The sequence below is a fragment of the Brachybacterium sp. Z12 genome (assembly GCF_014400405.1).
In the GTDB taxonomy this organism is placed as follows: Bacteria; Actinomycetota; Actinomycetes; order Actinomycetales; family Dermabacteraceae; genus Brachybacterium.
In genome coordinates this window covers 2,600,103-2,618,809 of the sequence record NZ_CP060496.1, presented here as the reverse complement: position 1 = coordinate 2,618,809, position 18,707 = coordinate 2,600,103, and the positions used below count along the sequence as shown (strand labels likewise).

The window sequence follows — 18,707 nt, the reverse complement described above, 5'->3', positions numbered from 1 at the left end:
CCGTGGAGGTCCCGCCGCACCGTGCCTCGTCAGCCGAAGTAGCGAGGCAGCGTGCCCTCGCGCAGCTCCCGCAGCTCGCCCACGGTGAAGCCGCCCACGCCCTCGATCTCGAGGGTGCTGCCCCCGGTGGTGCCCAAGCGCAGCACGGGCACGCCGTGCTCTGCCGCGAGGGCGATGAGCCGCTCCTCCTGCTCGGCGGGGACCGCGACCAGCGCACGGGCCTGCGACTCGGAGAACAGGGCGGTGGCGAGATCCACGCCGTCGCGCTCCGTCAGAGCGGAGAGCTCGACCTGGGCGCCGGAGCCGAAGCGGGTCACCGATTCCACCAGAGCCTGGGCCAGGCCGCCCTCGGAGAGGTCGTGCGCGGAGGAGCCCAGCCCCTCCTCGGCAGAGGTGATCAGCACCTTCGCCAGTGCGCGCTCGGCCTCGAGATCGACCCGGGGCGGCAGACCGCCCAGGTGCTGATGCACGACGTCGGCCCAGGCGGAGCCGGAGAGCTCCTCGCGGGTGCTGCCCAGCAGCAGCACCGACTGGCCCTCGCCCTGCCACCCGGAGGGGACGCGACGGGCGACGTCCTCGAACACGCCGAGCACACCGACCACCGGGGTGGGGTGGATCGCGGAGTCGATCAGGCCGGGCTCACCGGTGGAGTTGTACAGGGAGACGTTGCCGCCGGTGACCGGGACCTCGAGGGTCTCGCAGGCCTCGGCCAGGCCGCCGATCGCCTCGACCAGCTGCCACATGGGGCCCGGATCCTCGGGCGAGCCGAAGTTCAGGCAGTCCGTGATCGCCAGCGGCACCGCGCCGGCGGTGGCCACGTTGCGGTAGGCCTCGGACAGCGCCAGCTGGGCACCGGTGCGCGGATCGAGCTTGGTGTAGCGGCCGTTGGCGTCGGTCGCGATCGCGATGCCGCGGCCGGTGGTCTCGTCGATACGGAGCACACCGGCATCATCGGGCATCGCGAGCGCGGTGTTGCCACCCACGTAGCGGTCGAACTGATCGGTGACCCAGCCCTTGGAGGCGAGGTTGGGGGAGGCGATCAGGGTGCGGATCGTCGCGGCGATCTCCTCCGCGGTCTCCGGGCGGGGAGGGCCTCCGCGGCGTCGGCCTGCAGGGCGTCCTGCCACTGCGGGCGCGCGTACGGGCGGTCGTAGACCGGGCTGTCGATCGCGACGGTGGCCGGATCGACGTCGACGATGCGGTGCCCGTGGTGGTCGATCGTGAGGCGGCCGTCACCGGTGACCTCGCCGATCACAGCGGTCTCGACGTCCCAGCGGGCGGCGATCGCCTCGAACTCCGCGAGCTTCTCCGGCCGCACGACGGCCATCATCCGCTCCTGCGACTCGCTCATGAGGATCTCGCCGGCGTTCAGGGTGGGATCGCGCAGCAGCACCTCCTCGAGGTGGATGTGCATGCCGGAGCCGCCATTGGCGGCGAGCTCGCTGGTGGCGCAGGAGATGCCGGCCGCGCCGAGGTCCTGGATCCCGGCGACGGTGCCCGCGGAGAACAGCTCGAGGCAGCACTCGATGAGCACCTTCTCCATGAAGGGGTCGCCCACCTGGACGCTCGGGCGCTTGACGGGGCCGCCCTCATCGAAGGTCTCCGAGGCGAGGATGGAGGCGCCGCCGATGCCGTCGCCGCCGGTGCGCGCACCGAAGAGCACCACCTTGTTGCCAGGCCCGGTGGCGGAGGCGAGGTGGATGTCCTCATGGCGCATCACGCCCACCGCGAGCGCATTGACCAGCGGGTTGGTCTGGTAGGCGGCGTCGAAGACGGTCTCGCCGCCGATGTTCGGCAGGCCCAGCGAGTTGCCGTAGCCGCCCACACCGGAGACCACGCCATGCACCACACGTGCGGTGTCCGGATGGTCGATCGCGCCGAAGCGCAGCTGGTCCATCACGGCGACGGGTCGCGCGCCCATGGAGATGATGTCGCGCACGATGCCGCCGACGCCGGTGGCCGCGCCCTGGTAGGGCTCCACGTACGAGGGGTGGTTGTGGGACTCGACCTTGAAGGTGACCGCCCAGCCGTCGCCGATGTCGACCACACCGGCGTTCTCTCCCATGCCCACCAGCAGCTTCTCGCGCATCTTCTCGGTGGTGTGCTTCCCGAAGGTGCTCAGATGCTTCTTGGAGGACTTGTAGGAGCAGTGCTCGGACCACATCACCGAGTACATCGCGAGCTCGGCGTTGGTGGGGCGGCGGCCCAGGATCTCGCGAATGTTCGCGTACTCGTCGTCCTTGAGCCCGAGCTCCGCGTACGGCTGCGCCTGCTCGGGGGTGGAGGCGGCATGCTCGACCGTGTCGACATCCCCGGACGGGTGAGGCCGGCCGTGTGGGGTGGAGGGGGCGAGGTCAGCGGTCATCGCGGTGTCGGTTCCGTTCGTCACGAGGGCTGGGGTGCCGAGCGGCCGGGAGGCCGGGCACGGTTCCCACAGTCTACGATCGCCGCGCATAGCGGGGCGGCCCGGGCGCGTGCTGAGACCCCGGGCCGCCCCGCTGACGATCAGCGGGCGCCGCCGCTGGCTGCCGAGGCGGCTCGACGCGCCTTCTTCGCCTGGTCACGGAGGGTCTTCTCGCTCACCGGAGCGGTGCTGCTGGCCCGCTGGGCGCGGAAGTACGCGGCCGCCTCGTCCTGCCGCTCCTGCTCGCCGCCGAGCGCGATCGGCGCCCGGACATGGCCGGGGCGCACGTCGAAGGCGGCGACGAGATCGAGCACGTGCGGGCGCAGACGCCACAGCAGGCGGCGCAGGTCGTTGTCGATCTGGCGGCCGCGCTGGGTGGAGATCATCCCGCTCAGCAGGAACCAGGCCAGGTCGTCGTTGATGGCGGTGAGCCCGAACAGGTCCCGCACGTCGGTGAGGACGGCCCGGGAGCCCTCGTCCGTCAGCGCCTCGATCCCTGCGGTGAAGGCGCGCCAGCGGACCAGATCGGCGTGGGCGCGGGCGGCGTCGAGCATCTCCACCTGATGCTTGTTGACCTCAGCGGCGGCATCGGCGGGGCTCATCTTCGCCGCCCCACGCAGGGAGAGGGCGACCTCCTCGACCTTGATCCGGGCACGGTCGGCGAGCATCTCCTCCTGGAACTCCGTCTGGCGCATGGAGTCGAAGGCGCGTCGGGAGTTGCCGCGGTCAGCGACGCTCTGGCCGAGGCGTGCCCAGGGGTGTGCCGTTTGGCGAGCACCTCCGCGCGCTGCGCGATGAAGCGGCCGATCCCGGCCCGGTCCACGCTGCTCAGCTCGGAGGTGTAATCGGAGAGCAGGCGCTTGGCGACCAGCTGCAGCAGGACGGTGTTGTCGCCTTCGAAGGTGGCGTAGACATCGAGGTCCTGGTGGAGCCCCACCAGCTGGTTCTCCGCCATGAAGCCGGCACCGCCACAGGCCTCGCGGCACTCCTGGAGGGTGTCCAGCGCGAGCCGGGTCGAGGTGGGCTTGAGGGTCGCGGCGAGCGTCTCGAGGTCCTCGCGGGACTCCGGGTCGTCGGCCCGGCCGGAGAAGACGTCGTCGAACGCCTGCAGCAGCTGCTCGTGCGCGAAGGCTCCAGCGTAGGTCGCGGCGAGCTTCGGCAGCAGGCGGTGCAGGTGCGCCTGGTAGTCCATCAGCACCGTCTCCTGGGTGGGATCGGCGGCGCTGAACTGGCGGCGCTGGGTCGCGTAGGTGATCGCGATGTGCAGCGCGAGCTGGCTGGCGCGGATCGCGGAGCCGTCGAGCGAGACCCGCCCCTGCACGAGGGTGCCGAGCATGGTGAAGAAACGGCGGCCGGGGGACTCGATGGGGGAGGTGTAGGTGCCGTCGGGGGCGACGTCGCCGTACCGGTTCAGGAGGTTCGTGCGGGGGATGCGCACGTGGTCGAAGGCCAGGCGGCCGTTGTCGATGCCGTTCAGCCCGCCCTTCTCCCCGTCGTCCTCGCTCGAGACGCCGGGCAGCAGTTCGCCGTCGGCGTCCCGCACCGGGACGTAGAAGCAGTGCACGCCGTGGTCCACGCCGTTCGTGATCAGTCGAGCGAACAGGGTCGCCGACCTGGCGTGGATCGCGGCGTTGCCCAGGAAGTCCTTCCAGGCGGCGCGGAAGGGGTGTGGATCACCCATTCCCCATCGTCGCCGCCGTCCGGATCGTAGGTGGCGGTGGTCGCGAGGGACTGCACGTCGGAGCCGTGGCCGATCTCGGTCATCGCGAAGGCGCCGGGGTGGTCAGGTCCATCGCGTCGGGCACCCAGGCGTGCTGCTGCTCCTCGTTGCCCAGCTGGATGATCGCGGACGTGTACAGACCCCACTGGACTCCGGCCTTGATCTGCAGCGAGGGGTCGGCGACGACCAGCTCCTCGAAGGAGGCCACGTTGCCGCCGTTGTCGTTGGGGCCGCCGAGGTGCTCGGGCAGCATCAGGTGGGAGACGTCCTCCTCGGCGAGGAGCTGGAGCTGGGAGTAGACGCGCTCCCGGTGCTCGGCCACGGAGGCATCGATCGGTCGGTGCAGCTCCGGCCGGGCGGCACGCTCGCGCGCCGTGCGGCGGGCTGCGGCCCACTTGCCCATCAGTGCTTCGGAGGTCTGTGCGACGTCGAGGCGGGGGCTGTCGCCATGCGGGACCGGGATGGGTCCGGTGGGGTTGGCGGTGCTGGTCTCGTCGGAGACCTCCGCCTTGGTGGAGGGTGCGGAGGGTGCGGTGCGGGAATCGGTGGTCATGCGTGCAGTCCCTTCATGAGCCAGGTGACCAGGTGGGTCACGAGCTGATCGGAGGTGAGTGGGGTGGAGCGCTGAGCGGAACCGTGGGGATCGCTCGTGTCGTCGGCGCTCTCGTGGTCGGTCATCCAGATGTCGACGGCCCGTTCGACGAAGCCCACGGCACCGTGGGCCCAGACCTGCGGAGCGGGGATCTCGGCGGGCAGGAAGGTCGCGACCAGGCGGGACACCGAGGACAGGAAATGGTTCAGCCCGTCGCTGGGCCGGGTGACGAAGCGGTAGACGCCGGGGGAGCGCTGCGCGGTCTCGACGTAGGCGCGGATCATGGCGTGGATCCGTTCGTCGGGCTCGGGCTCGCGGCCCACCCGGGCCTCGAGGGCGCGCATCTCGTCCAGCAGCTTCGAGTGCATCGTGGAAAGGATGCTGCGTCCCAGCGCACGCTGCAGCTTCGCCTTGTCCTCGAAGTAGCGGTAGACGATGGATTTGGAGGTGCCGGAAGCCGCGGCGATGTCCTCCATCGTCACGTCGGGGCCCTGCTCATGGATGAGGTGCCGGGCCACATCGAGCAGCTCGGCACGTCTCTCCTCCCGGTGGCGGGCCCAGCGGGCCGATCGGCCGTCCACGGGGGCTTGCGTCGTCGCATTCACGGAACCTAGGGTATCAAGTACCGGCGGTTCTATGTAAAGTGTTGCGGAGAAGATCCTCCGGAGAGCTCCGGCGGGAGCGAGAGCGGACCGGCTGCCCGGGGCTCTCGCGGCCCATGATCACCACGAACCATCGCAGTGACCACAGTGACCACGAAGAGGTGCACCAAGTGACCCGACCCGACTTCCCGCGCGACGCCCTGATCCTCGGCGGCAACAGGATCCCGTTCGCCCGCTCCGGCGGGCCCTATGCCGGCATCTCCAACCAGGATCTGCTGACCGCCGCGCTCGAGGGCCTCGTGGCCCGCTACGGGTTGCAGGGCGAGAAGCTCGGCGAGATCGCCGGCGGCGCCGTGCTCAAGCTCGCCGGGGACCTCAACCTCACCCGTGAGAGCGCCCTGGGCACGCCCCTGGACCCGCGCACCCCGGCGATCGACATGTCCAAGGCCTGCGCCACCAGCCTCGAGACAGTCATCCACGTGTCGAACCGGATCCAGCTGGGCCAGATCGACTCGGGCATCGCCTGCGGCGTCGACTCCGCCTCGGACTCCCCGATCGAGGTCACCCCGCGCCTGCGCCGCATCCTCCATCGCGCCTTCGCCGCGAAGACCGCGATGCAGCGCGTCCAGGCGTTCAGCGCGATCCGCCCGGCGGACCTCGCCCCGGTCCCGCCCCGCAACGGCGAGCCCCGCACCGGGCTGTCCATGGGGAGCACCAGGCGCTGACCACCGCCCAGTGGGGAATCACCCGCGAGGCCCAGGACGAGCTCGCCCTCGCCTCCCATAAGAACCTCGCTGCCGCCTACGACGCCGGATTCTTCGACGACCTCGTCACCGGCTACCGCGGTCTCTCGCGCGACCAGAACCTGCGCGCCGACTCCACGCTCGAGAAGCTCGGCTCCCTCAAGCCCGTCTTCGGTGCGAAGTCCCCGCAGGTCGCCGAGCCCAGCATGACCGCCGGCAACTCGACGCCGCTCTCCGACGGCGCCTCCTCGGTGCTGATGGGCAGCGCCGAGTGGGCCGCCGAGCGCGGCCTCACCCCGCTCGCGCGGGTGGTCGACGCCCGCAGCGCCGCCGTCGACTATGTACACGGAGACGAAGGCCTGCTGATGGCCCCTGCCTACGCCGTGCCCGAGCTGCTGGACGCCAACGGTCTGGCTCTCCAGGACCTCGACTTCTACGAGATCCACGAGGCCTTCGCCTCGACCGTGCTGAGCACTCTGAAGGCATGGGAGTCCGAGGAGTTCTGCCGCGAGCGGCTGGGCCGCGGCGGGGCGCTCGGAGCGATCGACCGCGACAAGCTCAACGTCGCCGGCTCCTCGCTCGCGGCGGGCCACCCCTTCGCAGCCACCGGCGGGCGTCTTGTCGCGACCCTCGCCAAGCTCCTGCACGAGCGGGCCGAGGAGACCGGCCGTGTCCAGCGCGGGCTGATCTCGGTGTGCGCCGCAGCCGGTCAGGGCACCGTCGTGCTGCTCGAGTCCGTCACCGACTGAGCCCTGTGTGACCCGATCCGCCGCACCGCGCCCGCAGTCCTGAACCGGAGGTTCCCATGACCGATGCCTACACCCGCTTCATCCGTTCCGCTCCCGGCGGTGCCCTCGCCAAGCAGCTGGGCCTGCCCCGTCCCGCGAAGCTCCCGCGCCGCGAGGATCGGCCGGAGCCCGTGCTCGGCCCCGTCGTGGTGCTGGGCGAGAGCGCGGGCGCTGACGAGATCGCGCGTCTGCTGCTGAACTGGGGCGCCGACGTGCGCCGCCGCTTCGAGGAGCTGCGGAAGGTCGGCTCCGTGGTCGTGGTGGCCGACGAGGTCGGCTCCCCGGCCGATCTCAGCCCGCTCGTGCTCCCGCTGGCCGGCGCGATGCGCAGCCTCGCCCCAGGAGCCAGGGTGGTCACCCTCTCCAGGCCCGCTCGCGGCGAGGACCCGGCACGGGACGCCGCCCGCGGCGGGGTCGAGGGCTTCCTGCGCTCCCTCGCCCACGAGATGCGCGGCGGCGCGACCGCCAACGGCATCCTGGTCGAGGACGGCGTGGGCCTGGACGCCCCAGGCGTGATCGGGGCGCTGCGCTTCTTCCTCTCCGCTCGCAGCGCCTTCGTCACCGGTCAGTTCCTCACCGTCTCCTCCGGTGCCGGCAGCAGCACCGAGAACGCGTTGCTTCCGCTCGCGGGCCGCACCGCGCTGGTCACCGGTGCCGCTCGCGGCATCGGCGCGGCGATCGCTCGCACCCTCGCCGCCGACGGCGCGAGGCTCGTGGTGCTCGACGTCCCGGGAGCGGGCACCGAGCTGGCGCGACTGGCCAATGAGCTGCGGGCGGTGCCGATCCAGCTGGACGTCACCTCGGAGGGTGCAGGCAAGCGACTGGTCGCCTTCCTGCGGGAACGCGGGCTGACCCTCGACGTGCTGGTCCTCAACGCCGGCATCACCCGCGACAAGCTGCTGGCCAACATGACGGCCGACCGCTGGGATCCCGTGCTCGCGGTCAACATCACCAGCCAGATCACCCTCACCGAGGCGCTGATCGCCGCCGAGGATGTCCTCGGCGAGCAGCCGCGGGTAGTGTCCCTGGCCTCCACCAGCGGCATCGCCGGCAACCGTGGTCAGACGAACTACGCCGCCTCGAAGGCCGGGGTGATCACCTTCGTGGACGCGCTCGCCGGAAAGCTCGAGCCCCTAGCAGGCACCGCCAACGCGGTCGCCCCCGGGTTCATCGAGACCGAGATGACCGCCAAGATGCCGGCCCTCACCCGCGAGGTGGCCCGCCGGGTCAACTCGCTCCAACAGGGCGGGCTCCCGGTGGACGTCGCCGAGGCGATCTCCTTCCTCTCCTCCGCAGAAGCGGGCGGGATCCGTGGCGAGACGCTACGCGTGTGCGGCCAGAACATGGTGGGGAAGTGAACGCCGCCGTGAACACCTCCGCAGCGCACAGCGCCCGGGAGCAGGTCAAGGACCTCTCCGACGTCCCCTCCTTCCCCGCCGTGTACGCCGCGGCGCTCGACCCCCGCGCTGCGCGGGGCCGGGGGCGCGGCGAGCCCGTGCTACCGACGATCGCGTACCGGGTCCGACAGGTGCGGATCGACGCCGAGCGCGCCCGCGACTTCGACCACCTCATGGGCGGGCCCGCCACCGACCTGGTCCACCCCGGCGTGCTGCACGTGCTCGCCTTCCCCGTCTCCCTCGCCCTGATGGCGCGGCGCGATTTCCCTTTCGCGCTGCTCGGGCTCGTGCACCTGCGCAACCAGGTGCTCCAGCACCGACCGGTGCGGGTCGGGGAGCTCGTGGACGTCGAGTGCCGGGTGCGCGACCTGCGACCGCATCGCAAGGGCCGCACCTTCGAAGCCGTCTCGACGATCCTCGGCGCCGACGGCGAGATCATCGCCACCGACGTCTCCACCTACCTGGCCAAGGGCGATGCACCGTCCCCCGAGCCTTCGACGCCCGACACGGTCCCGACCGATGGCGGCACCCCCACGGAGCGTCGCGCTTTCGAGGCGCCGACGCCGACGGGACGCTGGTCGCTGCCGGCCGATGCCGGTCGGCGCTACGCGGCGGTCTCCGGTGACGTGAACCCGATCCACATGTCGGCCCTCAGTGCGAAGACCTTCGGCTTCCCGAAGGCGATCGCGCACGGGATGTACACCGCCTCCCGCGCCTTCACCGAGTCGCGCGTGGACCTGTCCCGCCCGCTGCGCTGGGACGTCTCCTTCGACGCCCCGGTGACGCTGCCCGGCACCGTGCTGGTCGCCTATGAGGACGTCCGCGACGCCGGCACCGTCCGCTGTGTGGGCTGGCGGGCAGGCCGCGGGGACAAGGGCCCGCGGCGCTGCTTCGAGGTCGAGGTGACCACGCTGGACCGGTGAGCCGACGGCGGTCTCAGTAGTCTTCGCACTATGGCCATCACCCTCACGCGCCTCGACCCCACCGGTGCGGACCGCGACGCCCTCGTCGAATTCATGACACGGAACGAGTTCCCGTTCCATGTGCGCGAGCGCTGGAGCGCCGCAGACGTCGAGACCGCGATCAGCGACGGCGCATACCGCGACGAGGACAATGACTCGTTCTGGATCGACCACAGCGAGTTCGGGCGCATCGGATTCCTTCGTCTCGAGGACCTGAGCGACGAGGATCCGCTGTTCGATCTCCGTCTCGACGGTCCGTTCCGCGGCCGCGGTCTCGGAGCCCAGGCGCTCGATGCGGCGACCGACCACGTTTTCCGCACCATGCCGAGCGTCGGCCGCTTCGAAGGGCAGACCCGTGAGGACAACACTGCGATGCGGAAGACCTTCGTCCGCTGTGGCTGGCTGAAGGAAGCGCACTATCGCGAAGGCTGGCCGGTGGACGGCGGCGCGCCGCTCGCCTCGGTGGCATACGGCATCCTCCGACGAGACTGGGAGTCCGGACAGACGACCACGTTCGTCTGGGACGACCTGGTTCTCTGAGATCTCCGCAGCATGGATGCATTTCGATGACCGGGAGCATTCGATGACCAGGAACGCCTGTGGTGAGGCTGTTCGAAATGCGGGTACGCGACATTGTCGATGACTATCCCGCCACGCACCATCGTCGTGCCGCACGGGTGAGGCAGCAGGCCTGTGCGGATCCCCGCCCATGGTTCCTCCCCAGCGTTCACTTATCCACATCTGAGAGCTACTGAAAAGTAATATGACGCTCACGCTTCCCTTTATCGAATTGGAGTGCGAAAATACATGCATGTCATTCGATTTCGGCGGTGAGCGCACAGCGGTCCCGGGGGCTGACGACAGCTCCCGGGGGATGATGCCGCGCGACGGGCCGCCGAGGCGTCGCATGCGGGGCGGAGCGGCGGGCGCAACGCCGTCATCGCCGCGAATGATGAAGAACTCTTCATCGGGGGACCGACATCGATCGGGCCCGCTCCGCGCTCGCGGAGCTCGGTGCTCAGGGTTCGCGGTCGCTCGACGGACTGTCCCCTCAGGACACGATCGCGCTGCTGGTGGGTCTGCAGAAGATGTCCAGTGCAGTGGCGGCGGTGCAGGTTCGAGCCCTCGTCCATCTCGAGGCAGTCGTCAAGGAGGACTCCCTGCATCGCGGGGAGACGCCGAAGCAGGCGCTGAAGGTCGCGCGCACCGAGGCTTCTGCTGCGCTGAAGCGGTCGAAGGCGGCGACTGGGCAGACCATGTCCTCCTGCCGCCGACTGGTCCGGTCGATGCCCGGCATGCTCGCCGCCCTCGCTGAAGGCAAGATAGTCGCGGCCTCATGCCACCAGGTGAGCACGGTGATGGGCCCGGCCACCCCGGAGCAGCGTCGGCAGGTCGACGAGATCCTCACTGAGCATCTGGGCCACCTTGAGGACTGCGGTCCGCAGGAATGGGGCGATGAGGCGGACAAGGTGCTGCACACCCTGGACCCCGATGGCGCCGCTGCCCGCCACCAGCAGGCGAAGCGCGAGCGCAGCGTGACGGTGCGCCGGGGTCGGCACGGCATGTCCACGATCACCGCACACGTCAGCGGGCTCGATGGCGCGAGGATCCGCAAGGGTCTGTCGGTCGCCGCGGAGAAGGCGCGCGCAGGTGGTGATCGGCGCGGCCACCAGCAGATCATGGTGGATCTCTTCGCCGACGCCCTGATCGGTCGCGGGGACGGCGTCGACCCGACCACCCTCGACATCGGGGTGATCATCACCGACCGCTCGCTGTTTGCACCGGCCCACGCCGATGCCGCCATCATCGAGGGGTACGGCAGCGTGACCTATGAGCACATCCGCGCGGAGATGCAGCGCGCGATGGTGGAGGACGGGGACTCTGATCTCGCGCTGACGCTCCGTCGGCTCTACGCGGATGCTGACGACGGCCAGCTCGTCGCCGTCGAATCCCGTGCCCGGGAGTTCCCGAAGGCCCTGGCGCGCTTCATCCGGTTCGCCCACCAGACCTGCCGCGCGCCCCACTGCGACGCGAACATCCGCCAGACGGATCACATCGTGCCCTGGTCGCAGGGTGGTGAGACCTCGCTCGCCAACGGCAATGGCCTGTGCGCGGCGGACAACCAGAAGGAGGAGTCCGGGCAGACGGTGCGGGTGATCACCGACGAGAACGGGGTCCGCCGCACCGTCGAATGGACGAGCCGCTACGGACAGACGGCCCGACGGCGAGGCACCAACGTCGATCCCGTCGGCACGGCGCTCCGCCTCCGACAGCGAGAAGAGTCCGCACGACGAGCGGCGGAGCGAGATGAAGCCGCACAGATCGACACCGCACAGATCGACACCGCACAGATCGACACCGCGCAGTTCGACGCCGAGCGCTCACGAGACCATGCCGCCGACGAGCCGGGTAAGTCCTTCCATCGCGCCTTCGCCCGGATCGACCCGGAACGTTTCGCGCATCTGGACGTCCACCCCGCCGCGCCCCTGTCCCGCCGAGCCCAGAACTGGCTGCGCCGCCGACGCGCCGACTACGTCGTCGGCCGGCACCAGGCGGTCCCCAGCGGTGGTCCGCCGGGCGCGGATCGCACCTGACTCGACAGCGCGGCGTGCATAGTCCTCATCGGAGCTCGACGGCCCACGAGGTACACGCAGCGTCAGCGGGCGGTGGTGTCTTTGCACCCGGCGGGAGGCACTCTGCGGGAGCGAGTTCGGCGTCGGCCGCATCGGGACCGTCGTAGGCCTCCTCAGCCATGCACCGACTCCTCAGCCATGCGCCGACGGGAACAGCCCGACCTCCAGCGTTTCCAGCAGGTGGCGGGTGAACTCCTCGGCCCGCACGTCCGTGAGCACCTCGACGTTCGGGGCCCGGCCCCAGCGGCCCAACTCATCGCCCACGGTCTGGCCGCGGGTCAGGGTGCCCGTCAGCTCCACGTCCACCGCCAGCGGCCGGGTGCCGGCGAAGTCCCCGGTCACCGCATGGGCGGCGACCAGCGGGTCGTGGACGTGCGCCATCCAGCCGAAGCCGTCGGCCTCATGGAACTCGAAGTAGAAGCGCAGGGCGTCGGCGAGGATCGAGGCCACCGGATGGCCGGTCGCGGCGGCGAGGGCTGTGAACCTGTCCAGGGTGCCCTGGGTGAAGCGCACGGTCTCGGTCGCCTCGAGCGAGCCCAGCACCGGGCGCTGCGCGGCGCCGGTGAAGGCGGCGAGCACCTGCTGGGCGGCCTCGGGATCCACGGCGATGTTCCATTCGCTCGTCGGCCCGGTGTTCCCGCGATGGTGGATCGCCCCGCCCATGATGTGCAGGCGCTTCAGCAGCCGCGGCAGCTCGGGGTCGATCTGCAGGGCCAGCGCGAGGTTGGTGTGCGGGCCCAGGACCAGGCCCACCAGCTCCCCGGGGTGCGCGCGGGCCGCGTCGACCCAGAGCTGCGCCCCGGAACGAGGGTCCTCCGTGCGTGTGATCGCAGGCAGCACGGCGTGGCCGAGGCCGCCCGGACCGTGGGTGTCGTCGGCGTACATCGGCGGCTCGACCAGCGGCTGCGCGGCGCCCAGGGCGATCGGCGCCTGGATCTCGAGCAGCTCGCCCAGGGCGAGGTTGTTGCGATGCACCGCAGAGGCCGGGACGTTCCCACCGGTGGAGACGATGCCGACGATCTCGGTGCCCGGATGCGTGGCGAGATAGGTCAGGGCGATCGCATCGTCGATCCCGGTGTCGCAATCGACCAGCAGCGGCAGGTTCATCCTCCCAGGGTACGGGGCTGCGGATCGCAGCAGCCTCGCTGGTGAGGTCGTGGACTCGAGCAGAGGCCGGGCGCTGAGCCCTGGTCGGAGGGCGTGCCCCGCGGGAGGATGGCGGTATGGCACATCCGCAGATGTTCGAGGACGATCCGCTTGACCCTCACGCGACGTCAGGGAGGACGGTGGTCCCATGACCGAGACGACACAGCACGAGGACCTCACCGTGGGGCGCGTCGCCGACCTGGTCGGCGTCAGCGTCCGCACTCTGCACCACTGGGACGGCATCGGCCTGGTGCGTCCCGGCGGACGCAGCTGGTCGGGCTATCGGCTGTACGACGCCGAAGACGTGGCCCGGGTCCACCGGGTGCTCGTCTACCGCGAACTCGGTCTGGCGCTCGCCGAGATCGGACGGATCCTCGATGATCCCTCCGTCGACCCCGGCGAGCACCTCCGCCGCCAGAAGGGTCTGCTCGCCGAGCGGATCCGGCGGCTCGAGAGGACGGCACGCGCCGTCGACGAGATGATCGAGAGGACCACCATGACGCACGAGACGAACATCAGCTTGAGCCCCGAGGAGCAGGCCCGCATCTTCGGCACCGACTGGGATCCCGCCTACCAGGACGAGGCCCACGAACGCTGGGGAGGGACCGACGCCTGGCAGCAGTCCGCCGCCCGCACCCGATCCTGGGGCACGGAGCAGTGGCAGGAGGTCAAGGACGAGCTCGATGAGCTCGAGACCGCGCTCGCCGAGGCGATGGGCCGGGGAGTGGCGCCCGGCGGCGAGGAGGCGAACGCCCTGGCCGAGCGTCACCGTGCCACCATCGCCCGGCACTACGACTGCACGCACTCCATGCAGGTGGTGCTGGCACGGATGTACACCGAAGACCCGCGCTTCGCCGCGCACTACGACCAGCGCGCCGCAGGGCTCGCCGCGTGGTTGCGACGCGTGATCGAGGAGAACGCCCGCACCCACGGCGTCGACCCGGAGACCGCGACCTGGGAGTGAGGCTTCCCTCCTATGAAGAGAAAGGTGTCGCAGAACTGGCACCTTTCTCGCCATGGTGGGCCGGGCGCGCGGCGACCACGCACTACAGCCCTGGTGCGCGGCGAGCACGCACTACGCCGGCGGGGAGAGCTCGCCGAAGGCCTCCAGCAGGGGCATGACTCGCGGCCCCAGCTCCACCTGGGTGAGCAGCAGGCCCAGCGTCCCGTCGGGGTCGACGAAGAAGTCCGTGCCCGCGCCGCCGGACCAGCTCCAGCGGCCGCGGTGCGGGCCGTCGGCGACCACGCTCACCCCGAAGCCCCAGCCGGTCTGCTCCCAGAAGCCGGAGAAGAACGAGCCCGGTTGCTTCGCACTCGCGGGCACCTGATCGCTGCGCAGCATCGCCAGGTGCTCGGCCCCCAGCAGCTCGCCGTCACGCAGCGCACGCAGGAAGCGCAGATAGTCAGGCGCCGTCGAGAGCAGCTCGCCGTGGCTCATGTCCTGCGGAGGCGGGCCGATATGGGGGCCGCCGCCGATGCCCTCGAGCTCGACCAGCTGCCCGTCGGACTCCGTGTACAGGGCGGGCAGGCGGTCACGCTTCGCCACGGGCACGAAGTATCCGGTGTCGGCCATGCCCAGCGGGCCGAGCAGGGAGCGCTCGAGGTGCTCACCGGCGCTCATCCCGGTGAGACGGGACAGCAGGATCCCCAGCAGCCCGAAGGAATGGTGATAGCGCCACACCGTGCCGGGCTGTCCCACCAGCGGCAGGGAGCTGAGCGCCGCGAGCCAGTCGTCGGCCCCGAGGCTCGGCGGCAGCAGCCCGGCCTCGGTCCCGTTCGCCGCCATGGCGTGCTGCAGCGGCGAGTCGGCGAGGATCATCCCGTACCCGGACATGTTCGTCAGCAGGTGGCGCAGTGTGATCGGCCGCTCGGCGGGGACGGTGTCGGAGAGCGGGGCGTCGGGGGTGGTGAGCACGCGCGGCGCGCTGAGCTCGGGGAGCCAGGTCGCCACCGGGTCGTCGAGTGCGAGCGCGCCCTGTTCGACGAGGCGCAGCGCCGCCACGGTCGTGACCAGCTTCGTCATCGACTGGATGCGGACGATCGCGTCGGCCCGCATCGGTGGGCCGTCCACGGCCATGGATCCGATCGCTACCGGCTCCGGCTCGTGGCCCAACGCGAGCACGGCTCCGGGCACGGTGCCGTCCTCGACGGCGCGGAGCAGGAATGCGGGCGGCGAGGTCTGCGATGACATGCGCACAGCGTACGAGCGCGGCGCCAACGGCGACAGGGCCGAGACGGGGGATGTGCGGGGAGCAGGACCCGCCCGCGAGGCCCGGCAGAGGTTCCTTCTCTACACTCGCTCCATGAGCACCTTTGAGGATTTCGTGCTGTTGGAGCCTCGGGCTGTGCCGCTCGGTGGCCCCCGCGGGATGACCGTGCATCGCACCCTGCCGGCGAAGCGCACCTCGCTCATCGGCGCCTGGTGCTTCGTGGACCATTTCGGTCCCGACGACGTCTCCGCCGGTGACGGCATGCAGGTGGCTCGCCATCCGCACACGGGCCTGGCGACCGTGTCCTGGCTGTTCGACGGCGCGATCACCCATCGCGACTCGATCGGCAGCCACGCCCTAGTCCGGCCGGGGGACGTGGACATCATGGTGGCCGGCTCCGGTATCACCCACTCGGAGTTCTCCACCAACGACACCACGATCCTGCACGGCGTCCAGCTCTGGTACGCCCTGCCCGACCGCACCCGGTTCCGTGACCAGCACTTCGAGGTGCACAGCCCGCCCGAGATCCGCACCGCCACGGCCCGCGCCCGGGTGGGGCTGGGCAGCTTCCGGGCACGCGATGACGACGACGCGGTGCTGGAGCACACCAGTCCCGTGCACACCGACACCGCGCTCGGCATGGTCCAGATCGAGCTGAGCGCCGGATCCGGCCTGCGCATCGCACTGGACGTCGGGCATGAGCATGGCCTGCTCGTGGATCGCGGCGCCGCGCAGCTCAGCAGCGGCGCCAGGAGCACACTGGTGGCGGAGCGGGAGCTGATGCTGGTGCCGGACGGTACCGCCGAGCTCGAGCTCCGCGCCGAGGAGGGGGAGGATCTGCGCGTGATGCTGCTCGGTGGTGAGCCGCTCGGCGAGGAGATCCTGATGTGGTGGAACTTCGTGGGCCGCAACCATGAGGAGATCGAGCAGTTCCGGGCCCGCTACCAGGCGGAGATCGGTGCGGAGGGTACGCTCGCCGAGGCCCCGATCTCTCCGGAGGTCCGCTCCCGGGGCGGCCTGGAGGCCGACGCTGAGCAGTTCGGCCCCTTCGCCCCGCACACCCCCGCGGCTCTGCCCGCCCCCACGCTTCCCCACGGCCGGCTGCGCACACGCGGCCGCGTCGGCATCCCGAAGGACTGAACCCGTGCCCCAGAACCCCGCCGCAGACCCCTTCGACGCAGACCCCTTCGCAGACGATCTCTTCACGGGCGATCCCATCGACGCGGGGCCGGTCACCCCGGTGTCGCAGGGCCCGGACCAGACCGACCGCGTGATCATCGCCGCGGCGGAGGAGCTCGGGACCGGCTGCCCCTGCGACATGGTCGTGGTGGACGATGCGACCGGCGAGCTGACCGCCTTCGCGCTCGAGTCCGTCGCCGGGCACGAGGACGCCGTGGTGCTCAGCTGGGCCTCCTCCCTCACCCTCGCCACGATGCTGCAGGAGCGCTTCGCCGCGCAGATCGAGGCGGGCCGCCTGCGAGTCCCGACCGGTCCGGAGGCGATCCCCCGAGCAGGCCGCGGCCGAGGCCGACGGGCACATGCTGGTGCTGATGCGGCTGCCCAAGGCGGTGCACGCGCTCGAGGACCGGGCCCGTCGCCTCGCCGAGGCGGTGCGCGTCAGCGGCCAGAGCGGGCTCGAGATCGTCGCGGGCGGACGGGTCAAGCACATGACCCGGGCGCAGAACGACGTGCTCGCGACCGTCTTCGGCGAGGTCCGGGCGAGCCGCGGGATCGGGAAGTCCCGGGCCCTGGTCGCGACCGAGCTGCGGGAGGAGGCGCCCGCTCCGGCCGCTGCCGAGAGCACTGCCCGGCTCACGGTGCGCGGTCAGCAGCGGGACCTCGCCCTGCGCGGCATCGGCGCCGTGTTCGGCGGCGCCGGGGCGGACGCGGGCAGCCAGCTGCTGCTCAGCGCACTGGACCCGGCCGCGGCCGCAGGGGAGCTCGGCACCCTGACGCCCCGGTGGCCACCGCACTGGATCTGGGCTGCGGGAACGGGCTGATGACCGCGTACCTCGCCGCGGCTCTGCCCGAGACGGCGGTTCTGGGCAGCGATGCGGATGCCGATGGCGTCCAGTCCACCCGCGCGACCCTCGCCGCCAACGACCTCGAGCGCGAGGGCGTGGAGGTGTCCTGGGATGATGCACTGTCCCGGGTGGCAGATCGGAGCGTGGACCTGGTGCTGCTGAACCCGCCCTTCCACGACGGCACCGTGGTGGACGCGACGCTCGTGCAGGGGCTGCTCGACGCGGCCGCGCGGGTGCTGCGTCCGGGTGGGCAGCTGTGGTTCGTGCACAACTCCCACCTGCGCTACCGCACCGAGGTCGAGCGCCGCATCGGGCCCGTGCAGCAGCGTGCCCGCGACCGCCGCTTCACGGTGCTGAGCGCGACCCGCGCCTGAGCCCGAAGGCCGGTCCGTCCACCCGGAACGCAGGAGCGCCGCCCCACGAGATCGTGGAGCGGCGCTCTGCGGTGCGACGAGTGGTCAGCCCACCATGCTGCGCAGCACCGAGGTGAACATGGCCAGACCGTCGGTCCCGGAGCGGGTGCCCTCACCCGGCTGGTCCGGGCCGAAGCCGGCCTCGACCGCATGCTCGGGGTGCGGCATCAGGCCCACCACGTTGCCCTCGGCATTGGTGATGCCGGCGATGTCGTGGCGCGACCCGTTGGGGTTGGACTCGAAGCCTGCAGGGCCGTGGGTGGCACCGGCGGCGTAGCGGAACACGATCCGGCCCTCCGCCTCGAGCTCGGCGAGCGTGCGCTCGTCGGCGACGTACTGGCCGTCCTGGTTCTTCAGCGGGATCCGGATGACCTGGCCGGTCTCGTACCCGGTGGTCCAGGCAGTGCGGTTGTTCTCGACCGTGAGCGGTTGATCGCGGCAGAGGAACGCACGGTGCGCGTTTTTGATCATCGCGCCGGGCAGCAGATGCGTCTCGCACAGGATCTGGAAGCCGTTGCAGATGCCGAGCACCGGCATCCCGCCCTTCGCGGCGTCCACGACCTTGTCCATCACCGGGGCGAAGCGGCTGATCGCGCCGGCGCGCAGGTAATCGCCGTAGGAGAAGCCGCCCGGCAGCACGATCGCCTCGACATCCTGCAGATCGTCCTCGCCGTGCCACAGCGCGACAGGGTCAGCGCCGGCGAGCCGCACGGCGCGCAGCGCGTCCCGGTCATCCAGCGTGCCCGGGAAGGTCACCACACCGATGCGCATCAGGCTGCACCCTCCGCGGAGTCGACCTCGATGGCCACGACGTCCTCGATCACGGGGTTCGACAGCAGCGTCTCGGCCGCTTCGCGCAGGGAGGCGAGCACCTCGTCGGTGACCTCACCCTCGACCTCGAGCTCGAACCGCTTGCCCTGGCGCACCGAGGCGATGCCCTCGAAGCCGAGTCGCGGCAGCGCGGCGGCGACTGCCTTGCCCTGCGGGTCGAGGATCTCGGGCTTCGGCATGACGTGGACCACGACACGTGGCATGGGTGCTCTCCTGGGGACGACGGCCTCGATGGGCGGGCC

Annotated in this window: 13 protein-coding genes and 3 pseudogenes; 9 read left to right on the top strand and 7 right to left on the bottom strand. The window is 71.0% G+C overall.

The window, feature by feature from the left end; genetic code table 11:
* Positions 1-29 precede the first annotated feature (29 nt).
* From purL to H3H54_RS13765, 3 genes and pseudogenes are all read right to left on the bottom strand, one after another.
* Positions 30-2,365 (bottom strand): annotated as a pseudogene (gene purL, locus H3H54_RS13775) (phosphoribosylformylglycinamidine synthase subunit PurL).
* A gap of 140 nt (positions 2,366-2,505) precedes the next feature.
* Positions 2,506-4,677: pseudogene (locus H3H54_RS13770) on the bottom strand (acyl-CoA dehydrogenase).
* A complete protein-coding gene (locus H3H54_RS13765; protein ID WP_262424305.1) occupies positions 4,674-5,321 on the bottom strand; it encodes a TetR/AcrR family transcriptional regulator in 648 nt (215 codons plus the stop codon). Before H3H54_RS13765 ends, H3H54_RS13770 begins: the two are co-directional and overlap by 4 nt.
* 167 nt (positions 5,322-5,488) lie before the next feature.
* On the opposite strand from H3H54_RS13765, the pseudogene H3H54_RS13760 reads away from it, so the two are divergent.
* From H3H54_RS13760 to H3H54_RS13740, 5 genes and pseudogenes are all read left to right on the top strand, one after another.
* Positions 5,489-6,810 (top strand): annotated as a pseudogene (locus H3H54_RS13760) (acetyl-CoA C-acetyltransferase).
* A 56-nt stretch (positions 6,811-6,866) separates the two neighbouring features.
* Positions 6,867-8,207 (top strand): 3-oxoacyl-ACP reductase, encoded by a 1,341-nt coding sequence (locus tag H3H54_RS13755; protein ID WP_262424304.1) that lies wholly within the window; start codon positions 6,867-6,869, stop codon positions 8,205-8,207.
* Positions 8,204-9,169, top strand: a complete 966-nt coding sequence (locus H3H54_RS13750) for a MaoC/PaaZ C-terminal domain-containing protein (protein WP_262424303.1) — start codon at positions 8,204-8,206, stop codon at positions 9,167-9,169. The genes H3H54_RS13755 and H3H54_RS13750 overlap by 4 nt, the downstream gene beginning before the upstream one ends.
* A gap of 30 nt (positions 9,170-9,199) precedes the next feature.
* Positions 9,200-9,748, top strand: a complete 549-nt coding sequence (locus tag H3H54_RS13745) for a GNAT family N-acetyltransferase (RefSeq protein ID WP_262424302.1) — start codon at positions 9,200-9,202, stop codon at positions 9,746-9,748.
* A 533-nt stretch (positions 9,749-10,281) separates the two neighbouring features.
* Positions 10,282-11,802 (top strand): HNH endonuclease signature motif containing protein, encoded by a 1,521-nt coding sequence (locus tag H3H54_RS13740; protein WP_262424301.1) that lies wholly within the window; start codon positions 10,282-10,284, stop codon positions 11,800-11,802.
* Positions 11,803-11,973: 171 nt separating this feature from the next.
* On the opposite strand, the gene H3H54_RS13735 is transcribed toward H3H54_RS13740, so the two are convergent.
* Positions 11,974-12,948: a nucleoside hydrolase gene (locus tag H3H54_RS13735; protein ID WP_262424300.1), complete on the bottom strand. Its 975-nt coding sequence runs from the start codon at positions 12,946-12,948 to the stop codon at positions 11,974-11,976.
* A 187-nt stretch (positions 12,949-13,135) separates the two neighbouring features.
* Here H3H54_RS13735 and H3H54_RS13730 point away from each other — a divergent pair, with 187 nt between their 5' ends.
* Positions 13,136-13,951, top strand: a complete 816-nt coding sequence (locus tag H3H54_RS13730) for a MerR family transcriptional regulator (protein ID WP_262424299.1) — start codon at positions 13,136-13,138, stop codon at positions 13,949-13,951.
* A gap of 111 nt (positions 13,952-14,062) precedes the next feature.
* Here H3H54_RS13730 and H3H54_RS13725 read toward each other — a convergent pair whose 3' ends face one another.
* Positions 14,063-15,178, bottom strand: a complete 1,116-nt coding sequence (locus H3H54_RS13725) for a serine hydrolase (RefSeq protein WP_262424298.1) — start codon at positions 15,176-15,178, stop codon at positions 14,063-14,065.
* 112 nt (positions 15,179-15,290) lie between these two features.
* Between H3H54_RS13725 and H3H54_RS13720 the strand changes: the two genes are divergently transcribed.
* The 3 genes from H3H54_RS13720 to H3H54_RS13710 all read left to right on the top strand — a co-directional run bounded on the left by H3H54_RS13720 (position 15,291) and on the right by H3H54_RS13710 (position 17,595).
* Complete coding sequence (locus tag H3H54_RS13720; protein ID WP_262424297.1) at positions 15,291-16,337, top strand: pirin family protein; 1,047 nt, start codon at positions 15,291-15,293, stop codon at positions 16,335-16,337.
* Positions 16,338-16,735: 398 nt separating this feature from the next.
* On the top strand, positions 16,736-17,197 hold the full coding sequence (locus H3H54_RS13715) for a hypothetical protein (RefSeq protein ID WP_262424296.1): 462 nt from the start codon (positions 16,736-16,738) through the stop codon (positions 17,195-17,197).
* A complete protein-coding gene (locus H3H54_RS13710) occupies positions 17,158-17,595 on the top strand; it encodes a class I SAM-dependent methyltransferase (RefSeq protein WP_262424295.1) in 438 nt (145 codons plus the stop codon). The genes H3H54_RS13715 and H3H54_RS13710 overlap by 40 nt, the downstream gene beginning before the upstream one ends.
* 84 nt (positions 17,596-17,679) lie before the next feature.
* Here the strand turns inward: H3H54_RS13710 and purQ are convergent, their stop codons facing one another.
* Together purQ and purS are read right to left on the bottom strand one after the other, a co-directional pair.
* Positions 17,680-18,405 (bottom strand): phosphoribosylformylglycinamidine synthase subunit PurQ, encoded by a 726-nt coding sequence (purQ, locus tag H3H54_RS13705; RefSeq protein WP_262424294.1) that lies wholly within the window; start codon positions 18,403-18,405, stop codon positions 17,680-17,682.
* Positions 18,405-18,668: a phosphoribosylformylglycinamidine synthase subunit PurS gene (gene purS, locus H3H54_RS13700; protein ID WP_262424293.1), complete on the bottom strand. Its 264-nt coding sequence runs from the start codon at positions 18,666-18,668 to the stop codon at positions 18,405-18,407. Before purS ends, purQ begins: the two co-directional genes overlap by 1 nt.
* Positions 18,669-18,707: the final 39 nt, after the last annotated feature.